The sequence below is a fragment of the Streptomyces xiaopingdaonensis genome (assembly GCF_000262345.1).
Taxonomy (GTDB): domain Bacteria; phylum Actinomycetota; class Actinomycetes; order Streptomycetales; family Streptomycetaceae; genus Streptomyces; species Streptomyces xiaopingdaonensis.
On sequence record NZ_AJTQ01000168.1, the window covers coordinates 23,709 to 40,537 of the forward strand.

The window sequence follows — 16,829 nt, forward strand, 5'->3', positions numbered from 1 at the left end:
CCTGCCCGCGTTGTCAGGTGTGCTGGTAGGCGACGAGCGAGATGCCCACGTAGTGCACGGCGAACGCGGCGAGCGTGAACGAGTGGAAGACCTCGTGGAACCCGAACCAACGGGGCGAGGGGTTCGGCCGCTTGATCCCGTAGACCACACCGCCCGCGCTGTAGAGCAGCCCGCCGACGACGACGCAGACGAGCACCGCGATGCCGCCCGTCCGGAGGAAGTCGGGGAGGAAGAAGACGGCGGCCCACCCCATGGCGATGTAGCACGGCGTGTAGAGCCAGCGGGGCGCACCGACCCAGAGGACCCGGAAGGCGATGCCGACGGCCGCGGCCACCCAGATCCCCCACAGCAGCAGGTCGCGGCGGCCGTCGGGAAGGAGAAGTATCGTCAGCGGCGTGTAGGTGCCGGCGATGATGAGGAAGATGTTGGCGTGGTCCAACCGCCGTAGCACGCCGTCGACCCGGCGGGACCAGTTGCCGCGGTGGTAGAGCGCGCTGACACCGAAGAGCAGGCACGCGGTGAGCGTGTAGACCGCGCAGGCGACCCGTCCGCGCGTACTGCCGGCGAGCGCCGTGAGGAAGACGCCGGAGATGAGCACGGCGGGGAACATACCGGCGTGGAGCCAGCCGCGGAGCCGGGGCTTCAGCGCCTCGGCGGCCTGCCCGGCCGAGGCGCTCAGCCGCGCCGCCGGCTTGGCGAGCGAGACGCGCTGGGCGGGCGGGGCCGGTTCTGCGGGCGTGTCCTGTACGGGAGTTGAGGACGCAGACGTCTGCTCCGTACGCGGCGGGAGCGGGGCGGCAGTCATGGCGACATCGTAACTACGGAACCGTAGGTAACCCTCGCCGGACCGGTGTGAGCGCCATTGCACCGCACAGAGGGAACTCGTCGACCATGCCCGGGTAAAAGACACTGCACACATGAGCATGGATCTCATCAAGTGGCCTCGGACACATCCCCGCCGTCTGGACAGAACCCCCCTTCGCCTCGCATGATCAGATGAGCACAAGCGGCACCGGATGAGCATCGCCTGGTTCCGACGGTCGGGAGCAACGAACGACACCGGGACACAGGAGACGCCTGGGACGCCCAGAACACCGCAGCGTCCGGGTCGCGGCCCCCAAGGGGCGCGCTGAGAGTCGGACAACGAAACGCGGACGCGCCTGCCGGCGTCCGCGGACACCCTCAAACGTCTGGAGCGATCGTGGCGCGCAGTACTGCGGCTCCCAACACCATTCCGGCGACCCCTGCCACCCCGCCGACCGGCCACCGTGAACTCGTCGCGTGGGTCGAGGAGATCGCCTCACTCACCGAGCCCGAGCGGATCGTCTGGTGCGACGGCTCGGAGGCGGAGTACGACCGCCTCGCCGAGGAGCTCGTCGAAAAGGGAACGTTCAAGAAGCTCGATCCGATCAAGCGCCCCCACTCCTACTACGCCGCCTCCGACCCGAGCGACGTCGCCCGCGTCGAGGACCGCACCTTCATCTGCTCGGAGCGCGAGGAGGACGCGGGCCCCACCAACCACTGGAAGGCCCCCGCCGAGATGCGCGAGATCTTCTCGGGCGAGGGGGGCATCTTCCGGGGCTCCATGCGCGGCCGCACCATGTACGTGGTGCCCTTCTGCATGGGCCCGCTGGGCTCCCCGCTCTCGGCGCTCGGCGTCGAGATCACCGACTCCGCCTACGTCGCCGTCTCGATGCGCACGATGACGCGCATGGGACAGCCCGTCCTCGACGCGCTCGGCGACGACGGCTTCTTCGTCAAGGCCGTGCACACGGTCGGCGCCCCGCTCGCCGAGGACGAGCAGGACGTCCCCTGGCCCTGCAATCCGACCAAGTACATCTCGCACTTCCCCGAGTCCCGCGAGATCTGGTCGTACGGCTCGGGGTACGGCGGCAACGCGCTCCTCGGCAAGAAGTGCTACGCGCTGCGCATCGCCTCGGTGATGGCCCGCGACGAGGGCTGGCTCGCCGAGCACATGCTCATCCTCAAGCTCACCCCGCCCCGCGGCGGCACCGAGGCCGTGAAGTACGTGGCGGCGGCCTTCCCCTCCGCGTGCGGCAAGACCAACCTCGCCATGCTCCAGCCGACGATCCCCGGCTGGACCGTCGAGACGATCGGCGACGACATCGCATGGATGCGGTTCGGCGAGGACGGCCGCCTCTACGCGATCAACCCCGAGGCCGGCTTCTTCGGCGTCGCACCCGGCACGGGCGAGGACACCAACGCCAACGCGATGAAGACCCTTTGGGGCAACTCGGTCTTCACCAACGTCGCGCTCACCGAGGACGACGACGTCTGGTGGGAGGGCATGACGGAGGAACCGCCGGAGCGCCTCACCGACTGGAAGGGCAACGCCTGGACGCCGGAGAGCGGCACCCCCGCCGCCCACCCCAACGCCCGCTTCACCGTGCCCGCCGGCCAGTGCCCGATCATCGCGCCCGAGTGGGAGGACCCGCGCGGCGTGCCGATCTCCGCGATCCTCTTCGGCGGGCGCAGGGCCACCGCCGTCCCGCTGGTGACCGAGTCCTTCGACTGGCAGCACGGCGTCTACCTCGGTGCCAACGTCGCCTCGGAGAAGACGGCGGCGGCCGAGGGCAAGGTCGGCGAACTCCGCAGGGACCCCTTCGCGATGCTCCCGTTCTGCGGCTACAACATGGGCGACTACTTCGGCCACTGGGTCGAGGTCGGCCGGCAGGCGGACCCGGAGAAGCTCCCGCGGATCTACTACGTCAACTGGTTCAAGAAGAACGACGAGGGCAAGATCGTCTGGCCCGGCTTCGGTGAGAACTCGCGGGTCCTGAAGTGGATCGTCGAGCGTCTCGACGGCGAGGCGGAGGCCGTCGAGACGCCGATCGGCAGGGTGCCGACCAAGGACGCGCTCGGCACCGAAGGGCTCGGCCTCTCCGACGCCGACCTCGACTTCCTCCTCGACGTCGACAAGGACGTCTGGCGCAGCGAGGCAGCCCTCGTCCCCGAGCACTTCAACACCTTCGGCGACCACACGCCCAAGGAGCTGTGGGACGAGTACCGGGCGCTGGTGCAACGCCTGGGCTGACAGACCCGCCGGGGCACGCCCCGGCGCACGGCCGATCGGGGCGGCTCCGTCGCACCACCGCAGGGGTGGGACGGAGCCGTCGGTCAGGCCCGATCGAAGAGGGCCGCCTCCCACCAGTGCGGGAGGCGGCCCTCTGGGCTGCCCGTGGAAACCCTGCGGACGGGGCGCGTCGGGTCAGGCTGCCGCCGGCTGGCGGGCCGCGTGACTCCGGGCGCGCTCGGCGGCGAGCGCGGCCGCCTCGGCGTCGTCCCGCGTCGTGGCGAGCGCGAGGGCGTAGTCGGCGAGCATGTGGGCGCGCTGGTGGAGCGAGGCGAGGTGCGCCTGCTCCGACGGCGCCGAGGTGGGCGCGGCCCGCAGCGGCCGGACGCCTCCGCTGAGGCGGGCGGCGTGCGCGGCGAGACGGTGCGCGGCGTCGTCGAGCTCCGCGCTGGGGGTGAGCGCGCGGAGCTCGTCGGTCACGGTGAGGAGCGCCGTGAGGTGCCCGGCGAGCCGGATGTCGAGTTCCTCCTCGCGGGTACGACGGGGCAGCTCAGCGTCCGGCACGGAATGGACCGACTTGGTTCGGATCGGCTCGTACATGGATCGCCTCCCGGCTTGCGTCTTCAGGAAACCATCCTAACTTAGACTTAGTCTAAATTTGGCACTGATCAAGAAAGTATCCGCTCGCGGACGCCGCGTGACCGCCCGGACAGCACGCAGCCCGCCGACCGGAGTGCCGATCGACGCGCTGTGCGCGGGAGTTCAGACCTGGCTGTAGCCGTCGAGGAAGTGCGCGATCCGGGTGACCGCCTCGGCGAGCTCGTCGGCCGAGGGGAGGTTGACGATCCGGAAGTGGTCGGGCTCGGGCCAGTTGAACCCGGTGCCGTGGACGATCATGATCTTCTCCTGGCGGAGCAGGTCGATCACCATCTGCCGGTCGTCCTTGACCTTGTAGACCTTCGGATCGAGGCGCGGGAACGCGTAGATGGCACCCCTCGGCTTCACGCAGGTGACACCGGGGATCTGGGTGAGCAGGTCGTAGGCGACGTCGCGCTGCTCCAGCAGCCGCCCGCCCGGCAGCACGAGGTCCTGGATCGACTGCCGGCCGCCGAGCGCCGCCGCGACCGCGTGCTGCGCGGGCATGTTGGCGCAGAGCCGCATGTTGGCGAGGATCGTGAGCCCTTCGATGTAGCTCTGCGCTTCGTCCTTCGGTCCGCACACGGCGAGCCAGCCGCTGCGGTACCCGGCGACGCGGTACGCCTTCGAGAGGCCGTTGAAGGTGAGCACCATCAGGTCGGGCGCGACGGTGGCCGTGGGGGTGTGGACCGCGCCGTCGTAGAGGATCTTGTCGTAGATCTCGTCCGAGCAGACGACGAGTTGGTGGCGGCGGGCGATCTCCGTGAGGCCCCGCAGCATCTCCTCGCTGTAGACCGCGCCCGTCGGGTTGTTCGGGTTGATGATGACGAGCGCCTTGGTGCGGTCGGTGATCTTCCGCTCGATGTCGGCGAGGTCGGGCATCCAGTCGGCCTGCTCGTCACAGCGGTAGTGGACGGCGGTGCCGCCCGAGAGGGAGACGGAGGCCGTCCACAGCGGGTAGTCGGGGGCCGGGACGAGGACCTCGTCCCCGTCGTCGAGGAGCGCCTGCATCGACATCTGGATCAGCTCGGACGCGCCGTTGCCGAGGTAGACGTCCTCGACGTGGAGGTCCTCGATGCCCTGGTTCTGGTAGTGCTGCACGACGGCGCGGCGTGCGGCGAGGAGGCCCTTGGCGTCGCCGTACCCGTGCGAGGTGCCGACGTTGCGGAGCATGTCCTCGAGGATCTCCGGCGGGCAGTCGAACCCGAAGGCCGCCGGGTTGCCCGTGTTGAGCTTGAGGATGCGGTGACCTGCCGCCTCCAGCCGCATCGCCTCCTCAAGGACCGGGCCCCGGATCTCGTAACAGACGTTGGCGAGCTTGGTCGACTGGATCACCTGCATATCGCCACCTTACGGGCGCTCCGCACGACCCGCTCCGTGTTTTCCCTCACCCAGCGCTGCCACGCAGCGACGGAACCGGACGCGTCGGACGCACGTCCCCGCGCGCACGGCCGTGGCCGTCGGCGCGGACGATGGCCGACAATGACCGCATGCCCTCCGCAGCCACCGGCTCCGCACCCGCGCTCGGGCTGCGCGAGCGGAAAAAGATCCGCACGAGACAGGCCATCCGTGCGGCGGCCTACCGCCTCTTCGAGGCCCACGGCTACGACGCGACCCCCGTCGACCGCATCGCCGAGGAGGCCGAGGTCTCCCCCAGCACCGTCTTCCGGTACTTCCCGACGAAGGAGGACATGGTCCTCCCCGACGACTACGACGCACTGATCGGCGAGGCACTCGCCCGGCGCCCCGCCGCCGAGTCCCCCGTCCGCGCCGTCGGCGCCGCCGTCGCCTGGGCCCTGCACGCGGTCTACCTGCGCGACGGGCGCGAGATGCAGCTCCGGCTCCACCTGCTGAGGGAGATCCCCGCACTCCGCAGCCGCGCCGCCGACCACGGGGCCGAGACGGTACGCCTCCTCGCACGCGTCCTCGCGGACCGCACCGGACGCCCGCTCGACGACGTCGAACTCCGCGTCGTCTGCACCGCGTTGCTCGCCTCCCTCACCGAGGTCGTCTTCGGCTGGATCGACTCCGGCATGCACGACGACCTGCCCGCGCTCGTCGACCGCGCACTGGCCACACTGGAGCGCGGGCTCACTCTCTGAGAGATCACCCCTGCCGTGCGGAGCGGCCGCGGACCCCGGCCACCGTCCGTACCTACGCCCCGTCGACCGACGGCTCCAACTGCTGCACCAGCTCCTCGGTGTCCGTCGTCGGACGGGCGCAGACGAAGCCGCGGCAGACGTATGCGGCCGGCTGCCCGTCGAGCAGCGGCCGGTCGGCGAGGAGCGGGACTGCCGCCTCGCCGCCGGGCTCGCCCGCGGCGACCACCGCGCCGGGAGCCGTCGTCAGCAGTGCCGTGCGATGGAGCCGGGCCGTCGCCGACGCGTCGTGCGGGCCTACGACGGCGACCTCGCGCGGCCCGTCGAGGACGGCTTCCGCCGCCGACAGGCCCCAGCCGAGGAAGCGGGGTGCCCGGGCCGCGAGCGGGCGCAGGATGCCCAACGCCTGCTCGGCCGCGTTGCGGTGGCGCTCGCTGCCCGTGTACGCCGCGTACGAGAGGAGGGCTGCCGCCGCCGCGTTCCAGCCCGAGGGGGTCGCGCCGTCCGTCGGGTCCTGCGGGCGGCGGATGAGCGCCTCGGCGTCGTCGGCGGTGTCAAAGAGGGTGCCCTCCTCGCCGCCGAACCGGGTGAGAACGGTCTCCAGCAGCGAGCCGGCACGCTCCCACCACCCGGCGTCGCCCGTGACGGCGTAGAGCACGAGGTAGCCCTCGGCCACGTCGCCGTAGTCCTCCAACACCCCCGCGCTCGCGCCCGCTTCGCCGTCCCGCGAGGTGCGCACCAGCCGGCCGCGCGCGTCCGTGTGGACCTCGGCGACCAGACGGGCCGCGCGCTCGGCCGCGCGCACGAGGTCGGGGCGCTCGAAGTACGCGCCCGCCTCGGCGAGGGCCGCGACGGCGAGGCCGTTCCAGGCCGCCACGACCTTCTCGTCCCGCGCCGGCCTCGGGCGCGCCGACCTGGCAGCGAGGAGCCGGGCGCGCAGCGAGTCGGCGCGTCCGGCGTCCAACGGTGGTGCGTCGTCGGGGAGTTGGAGGACGGAGGCGCCCTCCTCGAAGGTGCCCTCCGCGGTGACGCCGTACCGCTCGGCGGCGGCCTCGGCGTCCTCGTCGCCGAGCGCCTCGGCGAGCTGCGCCGGCGTCCACACGTAGTAGGCGCCCTCGCGGTGGCGACCCTCGCCGTCCTCGCTGTCGGCGTCGAGCGCGGACGCGAACCCGCCCTGGGTCGTGCCGAGTTCGCGCACGAGGAAGTCGGCGGTCTCCAGCGCGACCCGCCTGCCCAACTCCGAACCCGTGGCCCGCCACAGGTGCGCGTAGACGCGGCAGAGCTGCGCGTTGTCGTAGAGCATCTTCTCGAAGTGGGGCACCGTCCACTCCGCGTCGACCGAGTAGCGCGCGAAACCGCCGCCGAGCTGGTCGTAGATCCCGCCGCGCGCCATCGCCTCACACGTCGCCTCGACCATCTGGAGGGCGCCCTGCGAACCGGTGCGCGCATGGTGGCGGAGCAGGAACTCCAGCACCATCGGCGGCGGGAACTTCGGCGCACCACCGAACCCGCCGTACCGCGCGTCGAACTCCCGCGTCAGCCCGAGGAGCGCGGCGCCGGCCTCCTCCTCCCCCGGCGGCTGCGCACCGGCCCCGCTGATCGCACGCGAGGCGAGGTCGTCCGTGATCCGCGAGGCGACGTCCGCGACCTCGCCCCGCCGATCCCGCCACGCGGCCTCGACCCCTTCGAGCACCTGCCGGAACGACGGCATCCCGTGGCGCGGCGCCGGCGGGAAGTACGTCCCGAAGTAGAAGGGTCGACCCTCCGGCGTGAGAAAGACGGTCATCGGCCAGCCGCCCTGCCCTGTCGCCGCCTGCACAGCCTCCATGTACACGGCATCGACGTCGGGCCGCTCCTCGCGGTCGACCTTCACCGCCACGAACCGTTCGTTGAGATACCGGGCGAGCTCCTCGTCCTCGAACGACTCGTGCGCCATCACGTGACACCAGTGGCAGGCGGCGTAGCCGACGGACAGGAAGACAGGCACGTCCCGCCGCCGGGCCTCCTCGAACGCCTCCGGCGACCAGGGCCACCAGTCGACGGGGTTGTCGGCGTGCTGGAGCAGGTACGGCGAGGTGGCACGGGCCAGGCGATTCATACGCTCCAGCCTCTCACTCCATAAGCTTCCAGCCAGGAAGCCCTCAGCTCCCCTGCGCCGTGCCCGCCCCGCTCCCCAGGGCGAAGGGCTGAGGCATCGGGACAATGGCTGGACGAGTTCGCGGAGCCCGTGAGGCGTGGGGTGACCCGCGCGGCCGGCCCTCAGCCGCTCCGATCGCCCGAAGGCCCCGCTGGCGCGGGGAGAAGAGAGCCGGGAACCTCGGTATATCCGGCCCATCCCTGCGGTTGAGCGGGAACAGGGACGGGCAGCGTATCGCTAGCACCGCACGAGGTGCAGGCCCCGTGTGGGGGTGTAGGCGAGAGGCCCTCTCGGCCCGCTGAGACATCTACCTCGGGAATCGAGAACGACCACAGCCCTGTTCCGTAGCGGCGGTCTGTCGGAGAAGGGCGGCCACTCGGAGACCGGCGAGAGGTACTCGAGCCAACTGGTGGGAATTTCGCAGGTGTTGAGAAGCAACTCGCGCTGCTGGGCCCGATGGGCATCAAGGGCCTCCTGGTCGTGCTGAGCACTGTGGTCGCCAAGATCGGCGGCCAGTTCACCCACCGGGTCATAGCTGTAGAACGGATTCCTACCCTCGGGGTTCTGGCGGAAGAGGACGACCACCGCCGTGCCCGGTTCCCTCAGACGCGACCGTGCGGACAGTGCGCCGGTGCTGCGATCGCCCTTGCCATGCGCCTCGCCGCTCTTCAGGGCTTCGATCCCCGTCGGCTCTCCGTCGAGGCCGTAGGGGTACAGGGCGCGGGTGTGGGCAGTGTTGTCATGATCGCTGAGATCATCGAGCCACTGTTCCCAGGTGGCTCTGAGCAAGGAGCCGATGGGCGTGCGGGGGAAGGGCGCCGGGTGGTAGGCCCTCTCGATCAGCGAGGCGCCGTCTCGCGCGGCATCGAAGCAGGCGGCTCCGTCCTGTCGTTCCGGTTTCCGTTCGCCCGAGCAGGACACGCAGGTGGACGGGGTGCTAACGAGGTCGTTGAGGAGGTGCCAGGACATCGTCAGCGAATAGGGGGCGTACACGTGCGCGTCCAAGTTGCCCGGGCTGTTCTCGGTGGGAGGGCTTACCAGAGGAAGGCCGTCCGGGGCGAGCAGGTGGAGGACGGTCATGCGCGCCTCACGCAAGGGGGTCGGACGACCGGCCTGGTTGGGGGCGTGTCGGTGTAGGCGCCCCCGGCGTTGGATGAGCAGGTCGACGGGGGCCAGGTCCGTGTAGAGACGGTCGAAGTCCAAGTCCAGGGACTGTTCCAGTACCTGTGTAGCGATCACGAGGAGGCGCTCCGGCCGGGCGGGATTGCGCTGGGTGCGGTCTTCCCCCGGCCCCAGAGCATCCCGCAGCCGTGTCTCCAGGGACAGACGGTCGCGTGGCAGCAACTTCCCGTGCAGGAGGACCACTTCTTCGGGTCGCCAACCGCGCTTCCTGGCCCGCTCACATACCTCGGAGTAGAGATCGTGGGCCGAGTCGACCCGATTGCGGATCACTGCGGTGCACCCTCCGTCGGCGGCTTCGCGGAGAATGAGGTCGGCCAGCGCTGCCGGTCCGGGGTCACGGACGAGGTCCAGGCGGGTGTGCCTCGGAGCAGGCGCCTCGTCGGGTCGCACACCGGTGACTCGGCCCCCTCGGTCGATCAGAGTGACGGGACCCTCGGCCCGGAGTGGACGCGGCTGGGCATGATGGCCCCGGCACCAGGCGTCGGCTACAGCCTGCCGGGCGCCGCTCGGAAGGGTGGCAGAGAGCACCACCACCGAGGCTCCGGCATCCGCGAGCCAGCTGACAACGGCCTCCAGGAGCCGTTCCTGGAACAGCTCGTATGCATGGGCCTCGTCGATGATCACCGTCTTGTTGGCAAGACCGAAGAGCCGGAGAAACCAGTGTTCTGACGCCTGGGCGGCCAGGACAACCTGATCCACGGTGCCAATACCGAACGTGGAGACCACGCCAAGGCACCTACGGAGGTACCACGGGTCGAGGACGGGCCGGCCTGGCAGCTCCGGATCGTCCGCGGAGGGCAGGGTGTCCTCGATGAACGGCAGACAATCGGTCGCACGTTCACGGCCAGACCTCCGCTTCCCGGCGTCGAGCAACCGATTGACGGCCGGGGAGGCTTCCGCCGTGCTGTGGACAATCGCCAAGTTGACGTCCGTGGGGGTGCCGAATGCGCGGGTGAGGAAGGAGAGGTACTCGGCAGCAGCCTGATCGGTCCCTGCTCGGGTGGGCATTGCCGCGTACAGCCCGTGGTAGCCGTTGACGCGAGCGAGATGATGGGCGTACCAGAGGGCGAGGCTTGTCTTCCCCGCCCCAGTGGAACCTTCGACGATCACCAGCGCGGGGCCGTCGTTGGGCGCGGCCCTCATGGCAGCGGCCTGGAACGGGCGGGGGACGGGTGCCTCAGGGAAGAGTTCTGCCCACTCCGCAGGTCCGGGCACCCAGGAGTGCAGACGCAGCTTGCAAAGAGCGGCTTCCGCCTGCCGTTGCGAAGCCTTCCACCACTGCTCCACGGTCTGAGTGAGGAGGCGGTAGTTGAAGAGGGTCTCGTCGGAGGCGATCCAGTCGGCCATCACGACCAGACCCGCGAACAGCGGGAGTGTCACGGGGCGTTCGAGGGTTGTGCGCTCGGGCAGGCGTTCCAGGTCAACTCGGAACAGGCGGGCAAGGGTCTCGATCATGTGCCGGTAGTACGGGTCCCAGTCGTCCGGCCGGGCCGCGCGAGCTGCTCTGTGAACGGTCTCAAGGTGGGGAATGTGGCCGTGATGGCCGCCCAGGAGCAGCGCCATGCGGTGGAGACCACGGCCGCGGCCCGCCTCACCCTTGCCTCCGCAGTGTCGGCAGGTACAGCCGAGCAGGCGCGGCAGGTGATGGGCCGTGACGTGCTCGTGTCCCGCCCAAGGGGCGAATCCCGATTCCTCCGGCAGAGGCAGTCCTGCCCCACGCGCCTGTGCGCGCCACGTCCTCCCGGCCTGTCGCATCCGCGAGCGGACCCAGCGCCCGCTGCCGAACTGGTGGAGGAAGCCGACGGACGCCTTGCCCAGGTCGTGCAAGGCGGCGTAAAACATGGCGTTCCTCCGCGCCACCGTTTTGTCTCCGGCGCCAAGGGCCTCGACGAGACGGTCACGTACCGGCTGTGCGAGATAGTTGTCCCACAACTCACCTGTGACTGCGCCCACATCGAGCATGTGAGCGAGCAGCGGATTCCAACTCCCCTCGCCACGGCGGTCACTGACTCCACGCCGGTCCGTCTTGCCCCAGATGAGTATCCACCCGAGACCGATTTTCCGGGAATCCCTCATCCGATCACCCCGCCACTGCTAGCGTCCGACACATGCCAAATGGTCAACCGACAACGATGTACCGAGATTCGGGTGATGCCTCGAATCCGGTATGGCGGTGGGATCCACGCACGCAAGCGTGCCAGCCGGCACTGACACTGGACGAAGCCTCCGGCAGGGCCGTCGTCAGGATGATGAGCCTGGTGGATCTCCTGCGCAACGCGGACCGGGTCCTCGCGCTCTCGGGTTCAACCGCGGGGGAAGATGTCGCCGTCTTCGAGTACCTGCTGGCGATCCTCTACTCGTCGGATCACGTCCCCACCTCGCCCGAGGAGTGGAGCCACTGGGTCGAGGGCCAGGAGTCGCTGAGTCCGGCAGCCGACTGGCTTGCTGGTGAGCCGGACGACCGTTGGGACCTCTTCCATCCGGAGCGGCCGTTGGGACAGAACGCACAACTCGCGCCCTTCCTCGACGGCCACGGGGTGGGTCATGCACAGGTCGTCATCGAACGCGCAGGCGACTACAACCAGTTCTTCGACAAGTCCCATCTGCACGACCCCGAACCCATGCGGCCAGATGTCGCGCTCAGGGCGATGCTCGCCCAGCACGCCTACGGTCTCGGCGGCAGGGCGATGGCCAAAGCGGACTGGCTGGGGCGGCAGTTGACCTACCAGGCCGTCGGGCGGCTCGGTTCCCGTATCCGGGTGATCGCGATGGGGCCGACGCTCGGCGACACGCTGCGGCTGAACCTCGTCCCCGGCAGGGATCCGCAGCCGACCTTCAACTACTCCTGGACGGACGGGCGCCGACGCCGGCGCACCTTCCGTTCCGGGAAGGAGCCGCGCCTCCCCGACGGCCGGGCGGACCTGCACTCCTTCCTCGGAAGGTCGATCCTGTTGCGACCCGTTCTGGTCGACGGTCGGCTGATGGTCGACCGGGTGCTGATGGCCGCCGGCGAACTGCTCGCCCCGCTGCCCCCTGCATACTTGCAGGACGCCGTGCTGACGCGGTCCGGGAACTACGAAGGGCCGCTGCGCCCGAGTGTCGACCGGGCCGTCTGGCAAGGGGCTCACGCGCTGTACGCGTCGGCCGCGGACCGGCCCAAGGGCGCGGACCTGTACGACCGCCTCGCCGACCTGCCCGACAGATCGGTGAGCCTGTGGGCAGTGGGACTCGTCTCTCGCAAGTCAGCCGCCGTCAGGTGGGTGTCGGACTCGTTCCCGTACACGTCGAGTCTCCGGGTCGACCTGAAGTGGGCGGCCGACGAGGGATCGGCGATGTGCGAGTACGCGGCGAAAGCGCTGTGGTCGGCGGCGGTCGCCGCCCGTGAGGCGGCGTACCCGAATGCCAAGCCGGCGGACCGAAAGCCGCAGACTGCCCGGTTCAACGGATCGCGGGAGATGTGGGCCGGGGCCGCCGCTCCCTTCCACGCACTGCTCGACGCGGTGAACGCGAACCAACGACCCGACGCCGGGCCGTTGGAAGCGTTCGGACGGGAGATCCGGACGGCCATGCGGAACGCCCTGCGGTCCCGCCTGGCCTCGCTGCCGCCCGGCGAGCGCGGGATGAGGGCCCGGATCCAGGCCGAGATACGGCTCAAGCAGATGCTGAATGCCACGAAGTGCCCCGCCTATCTCAAGGGGAATCCCGATGACTGATCCACAGTTGCCCCCGGAACTGCAGGCCCTGATCGCGGAGAGTGTCGACGACGTAGCTGGGGCGCCCAAGGGCACGGCCACTCATGAGCGCCCCCGGTCCGAGCAGCTCAGCCGCTACCTGTGCCGCCTGGTGTGGTCGCACGACACCGGTGCACTCGCCGACCTGAGGAGGCCCGAAGCCCTGACCGAGCCGAGGCTGATCGCTGCCAACTTCGCAGAGGAGGAGGAGCAGCGGCTCGCCTACGAAAAGGTGGCGTTCCTCTTCGCGCGCTTCCATGCCGGCCGGAGCAGAGCGCTTTCCGGCTCAGGGTCAACAGGTCGCGCGCTCCGCCGTATCGGCAGTCCGAGCGGAAGAGGCCCCAATGATCCCGGGGCCACTCGGCTCCTCGACCGGTTGGTGGCCTCGCACGAGCTCCCCCTGCGGCACCTGCAGCACGCGATCGAGCGCGCCCGCGCCTGCGACGTGACGCCCCCGTCCTGGGCGCGGCTGGCGGACGACCTCACGAAGTGGCGGTCACCCGGCGGGTCGGTCGCCTACGACTGGGCCCGCGACTTCTACACCCCCGTTTTCCCTTCGAAGAGGAACGACTGACAACGTGACGATCATTCGCAGCAACGCCGTGTACGAACAGCTCGGTTGCCACCAGTTCCTCTCCCTCCACGCGCTCGAAAGCCTGGTGGCAGTGCTGCCGGTCCGCGATGAGAACGGGATGGCGAAGATCATCCCGTTCGGTGGCGAGACACGGAACCTGATCACGTCGCAGGCGCGACGACGGGCGGAACGAACGCTCGGCCGTGACCGTGCGAACGCGGGCGAGGGGGCGCTGGCCGGCTACACGATGGGGATGCGCACCCGTCAGTGGGCACTTCTCGCCACCGACGCACTCTGCGCCCTGGGCTGGGAGCGGGTCGAAGCCCTCCCGACCGCCAAGGCCGTTCTGGAGGGCGTGGGGCTCAAGTTCGGGGACAAGGAACGCACCCGCGACCTGACCAAGGTGCTGGTCTTCGCTCCCGAGGACGCCGGAGAGAAGCTGGCCGCTTCCATCGACGCCAAGCGGGATGTCGTGGCCGAGTGGGTCAAGGAGTTCGAAGCCGCACGTGAGGCGGCAAAGAGCAGCTCCGGGGGCAAGAAGCGGGCGGCTGCGGAAACCGAGTCGACGGCCGATGGCGAGGGGGGCGCAGGCGAGGAGCGCATCCCTCCCCTGCCGAGGGAGGTACGTGCCGGGGTGCTCACGGCACTCGCGCCCAGGGACGCCATCGACATCGCGTTGTACGGGCGCTTCCTCGCCGAGATCGCGGACTCACCCAATGTGGACGGTGCTGTGATGACCGGCCCCGCTTTCACTGTGCACAGGGCCAACCAGATCGACGACTTCTACAGCGCCGCGGACGATGCCAAGGTCCGGCGCAAGGCGAACGCGCTGGATTTCCTGGACGCGGCGGACGATGCGGGCGCGGGGATGACCGGTTACCAGTCCCTGATCTCGGGGACGTTCTACCGACACGCGGCACTGGACCGGGTGCAGCTGCGGAACAACCTGGCGGCCGGCGGGATGCCACCTGAGGAAGTGGACGAGGCCGCCCGCGCGGCGGAGCGCCAGTTCGTCGAGGCGTTTGTCGACGCCATGCCCCACGCGAAGAAGAACACCACCGCTTCCACGGGCTCCCTACCCAAACTGGTCCTGGCCTTCGAGGGGGCGCGCCCGTTCAACTACGCCGCGGCCTTCGAATCGCCGATCGACGAGCGGGCGAGTGGCAGAGTCGCTCTTGCAGCCGCCCGCAGGCTCCTCGCGCAGCACCGTCTGGTCACCCGTAAGCGCTCCGACATCGGCGGGGGGCGCGTCCTCACCTACGACCTGGACGTCCAAGAACTGCTCACCGAACTCGCAGGCCAGGAAGGGGCACTTGTTGCCACCGAGGCGGGTTCCGTCGAGGAAATGACCGCCCCGTGAGCCCGTACGTACTCCTGGCCCGATTGGCCGGCCCTCTCCAGTCCTGGGGGCTGAGTTCGCGGTTCGACCAGCGGGACACCCACCTCAGGCCCACCAAATCAGGCTTCGTCGGTCTGCTCGCCGCCGCCGCGGGATTCAGCCGGGAGGACCCGATCACGCCGCTCGACGAACTCCGGTTCGCAGTGCGTGCCGACCGGCCCGGTATCCCAGTGGAGGATTACCACACCGTCGGCGGTGGACGGTATCCCCTTCGCCCCCGTGACCTGATCACCGACCACCGGTTGAACCGGACCACTGCTCCTCTCTTCGACAACGTGCCCGGCCGGGTGTTCGGTGTCATGCCCGGCCCCTCAGCCGGCGGCTGGTACGGGGCGCCCAAGGGCATCGCCCCCGATCCGAACAGTGGCCAGCTCCTCGCCCGCACGGGACACCGCGATCCCCTCATCACCAACCGCTCCTACCTAGCGGATGCCCAGTTCGTCGCGGCGGTTGAGCATGAGGACAAGCAGATGCTGGACGAGTTGGCCGTGGCTCTGGAACAGCCTCGGCGCTTCCTGTGGCTCGGACGGAAATCCTGCCCGCCCGCAGGAGAGATCTCCGGTGGGGTACACCCCGGATGCATCGAGGAGGTCCTCGCTGCCGTCCGCCTGCTCCCGCAGGCCACCTCCGAACAGCCGTGGGCCTGGGTAGAGGTGGCGCCCGGCACTACCGGCGCCTCAAGGATCAACGACCAGCCGGTCAGCTTTCACCCCACCCACCGCAGCTACGCGCCCCGCTGGGAACGACGCGTGTGCATCGAACCGGGCCAGTCCATCGGATGGGAGCACCTGCTATGACCACGGCCTCCGCTGCCGTTGCACGCTTCGTGGCCTGCCACAGCGTCCTTCACCTCGACGCCCGCCATGTTCTGGCACAGAAGGCCGTTCTCGACCCGCACATCATGCATCGCCTGGTGATGTCGGGATTCAACGGGTGGATCGCGCCGAATGAGCCGGATCCGCGGGCCCAGATGGGCATCCTGCACGTCTGGTCACTGGACCTGAAGAACAACAGGCTGGTCCTGATCGTGCAGTCCCGCGTCCAGCCGGACTGGTCGTTCGTCCCCCGAGCGGCTCTGACCGACGACATCACTACCCTGCCGGTCGACATGGCGGTCCACCCCGGAGAGGCGTACGCCTTCCGGATCGTGGTGAACCCCACGCGCCAGCGTGGCACGCGCGAACACGACGGCGCAGCCCGTAAACGGCTGTCCGACACGACCCCCGGTCATGTCCGGCAGTGGTTCGCCGATCGCCTCCAGGCCGAGGGTGAGCAACGTGTGGGTCCCCTCGGTGTCCGTCGCATCGGGGCGCACGGGGTGACAGACTCCATGGCCGTGCGCGTGCTGCCCAAGCTGAGCCTGACAGCCAAGCACCAGGGTGCCAGGATCGGCCGCGCGGAGCTGAAGGGGGAACTGACCGTCACCGACCCCGAGGCATTCGTCGACGCCCTTGCCAACGGCGTCGGACGAGCCCGCTCCTACGGTGCGGGACTGCTCCTGGTTCGCTCCCCGGACAGCGTTTGATCGAGGAGGACCGCCGGATCACGGCCGGGCCGCGACGCCTGGAACGGGCTTCCCGGACCGGCCATCGGGCTTGGCCCGCCACCTCACCGAGCCGGTCGGGCTCCAGCTCGCCATGGACAAGTGCGCCGCCCACGCGCTCCGCATCGCGGCCCGGTGGTCGTCCTGACACCGGCACGCGACGACTGGCCGAAGCTCTGCGGGAAGCGCGTGACCACCAGGGACGTATGAACACCGCCGACTACCTGGTTCAACGAGTTCACAGGCACCAGTGGCAGGCGGCGTAGCCGGCGCTCAGCAGCACGGGCACCTCGCGCCGCCGCGCCTCGTCGAACGCCTCCGGTGTCCACGACCACCAGTCGACGGGATTGTCGGCGTGCTGGACAAGGTAGGGCGACTGGGACTGGGCAAGTCGGTTGGCCATATCCCCACCCTCGCACGGAGAAAGACCCCACCAACTACGCGAGGACGCGCGCTCATGCACTGCCCGGACACGGTCGGCACGAGGCTGCGGA

12 protein-coding genes and 1 pseudogene are annotated in these 16,829 nt (G+C 69.8%); 7 read left to right on the forward strand and 6 right to left on the reverse strand.

Annotated elements, in window-relative coordinates; translation table 11 throughout:
- Window positions 1-13: 13 nt before the first annotated feature.
- Entirely contained in the window at window positions 14-805 is a 792-nt protein-coding gene (gene trhA / locus UWG_RS0113495; RefSeq protein WP_016907745.1) for a PAQR family membrane homeostasis protein TrhA, read from the reverse strand.
- 396 nt (window positions 806-1,201) lie between these two features.
- Here trhA and UWG_RS0113500 point away from each other — a divergent pair, with 396 nt between their 5' ends.
- On the forward strand, window positions 1,202-3,055 hold the full coding sequence (locus tag UWG_RS0113500) for a phosphoenolpyruvate carboxykinase (GTP) (RefSeq protein WP_016907746.1): 1,854 nt from the start codon (window positions 1,202-1,204) through the stop codon (window positions 3,053-3,055).
- Window positions 3,056-3,229: 174 nt separating this feature from the next.
- On the opposite strand, the gene UWG_RS0113505 is transcribed toward UWG_RS0113500, so the two are convergent.
- Both UWG_RS0113505 and UWG_RS0113510 read right to left on the reverse strand, forming a co-directional pair.
- On the reverse strand, window positions 3,230-3,634 hold the full coding sequence (locus UWG_RS0113505) for an SCO4983 family protein (protein WP_016907747.1): 405 nt from the start codon (window positions 3,632-3,634) through the stop codon (window positions 3,230-3,232).
- Window positions 3,635-3,796: 162 nt separating this feature from the next.
- On the reverse strand, window positions 3,797-5,011 hold the full coding sequence (locus UWG_RS0113510; protein WP_016907748.1) for a pyridoxal phosphate-dependent aminotransferase: 1,215 nt from the start codon (window positions 5,009-5,011) through the stop codon (window positions 3,797-3,799).
- Between the two features lie 149 nt (window positions 5,012-5,160).
- On the opposite strand from UWG_RS0113510, the gene UWG_RS0113515 reads away from it, so the two are divergent.
- Window positions 5,161-5,772 carry a TetR/AcrR family transcriptional regulator gene (locus UWG_RS0113515; RefSeq protein ID WP_016907749.1) on the forward strand — a complete coding sequence of 204 codons (612 nt, stop codon included), beginning with the start codon at window positions 5,161-5,163 and terminating at the stop codon, window positions 5,770-5,772.
- Window positions 5,773-5,824: 52 nt separating this feature from the next.
- Here UWG_RS0113515 and UWG_RS0113520 read toward each other — a convergent pair whose 3' ends face one another.
- Together UWG_RS0113520 and UWG_RS0113525 are read right to left on the reverse strand one after the other, a co-directional pair.
- Window positions 5,825-7,867, reverse strand: coding sequence for a thioredoxin domain-containing protein (locus UWG_RS0113520; RefSeq protein WP_016907750.1), 2,043 nt, complete (start codon window positions 7,865-7,867; stop codon window positions 5,825-5,827).
- A gap of 276 nt (window positions 7,868-8,143) precedes the next feature.
- Window positions 8,144-11,164, reverse strand: coding sequence for a CRISPR-associated helicase/endonuclease Cas3 (locus UWG_RS0113525; RefSeq protein ID WP_078495653.1), 3,021 nt, complete (start codon window positions 11,162-11,164; stop codon window positions 8,144-8,146).
- 56 nt (window positions 11,165-11,220) lie between these two features.
- Here UWG_RS0113525 and UWG_RS0113530 point away from each other — a divergent pair, with 56 nt between their 5' ends.
- From UWG_RS0113530 to cas6e, 5 genes are read left to right on the forward strand one after another with little or no spacing between them, the layout of a single operon-like run.
- Complete coding sequence (locus UWG_RS0113530) at window positions 11,221-12,801, forward strand: type I-E CRISPR-associated protein Cse1/CasA (RefSeq protein WP_272943193.1); 1,581 nt, start codon at window positions 11,221-11,223, stop codon at window positions 12,799-12,801.
- Window positions 12,794-13,393, forward strand: coding sequence for a type I-E CRISPR-associated protein Cse2/CasB (gene casB, locus UWG_RS0113535; RefSeq protein WP_016907753.1), 600 nt, complete (start codon window positions 12,794-12,796; stop codon window positions 13,391-13,393). Before UWG_RS0113530 ends, casB begins: the two co-directional genes overlap by 8 nt.
- A 4-nt stretch (window positions 13,394-13,397) precedes the next feature.
- The gene (locus tag UWG_RS0113540; RefSeq protein WP_016907754.1) at window positions 13,398-14,753 is read left to right on the forward strand and encodes a type I-E CRISPR-associated protein Cas7/Cse4/CasC; all 1,356 of its coding nucleotides are present in this window, start codon (window positions 13,398-13,400) and stop codon (window positions 14,751-14,753) included.
- Complete coding sequence (gene cas5e, locus UWG_RS0113545) at window positions 14,750-15,589, forward strand: type I-E CRISPR-associated protein Cas5/CasD (protein ID WP_016907755.1); 840 nt, start codon at window positions 14,750-14,752, stop codon at window positions 15,587-15,589. Before UWG_RS0113540 ends, cas5e begins: the two co-directional genes overlap by 4 nt.
- Window positions 15,586-16,317 (forward strand): type I-E CRISPR-associated protein Cas6/Cse3/CasE, encoded by a 732-nt coding sequence (cas6e, locus tag UWG_RS0113550; protein ID WP_016907756.1) that lies wholly within the window; start codon window positions 15,586-15,588, stop codon window positions 16,315-16,317. The genes cas5e and cas6e overlap by 4 nt, the downstream gene beginning before the upstream one ends.
- Before the next feature lie 262 nt (window positions 16,318-16,579).
- Here the strand turns inward: cas6e and UWG_RS32165 are convergent.
- Window positions 16,580-16,738 (reverse strand): annotated as a pseudogene (locus tag UWG_RS32165) (DUF255 domain-containing protein); the annotation flags it as partial.
- Window positions 16,739-16,829 lie beyond the last annotated feature (91 nt).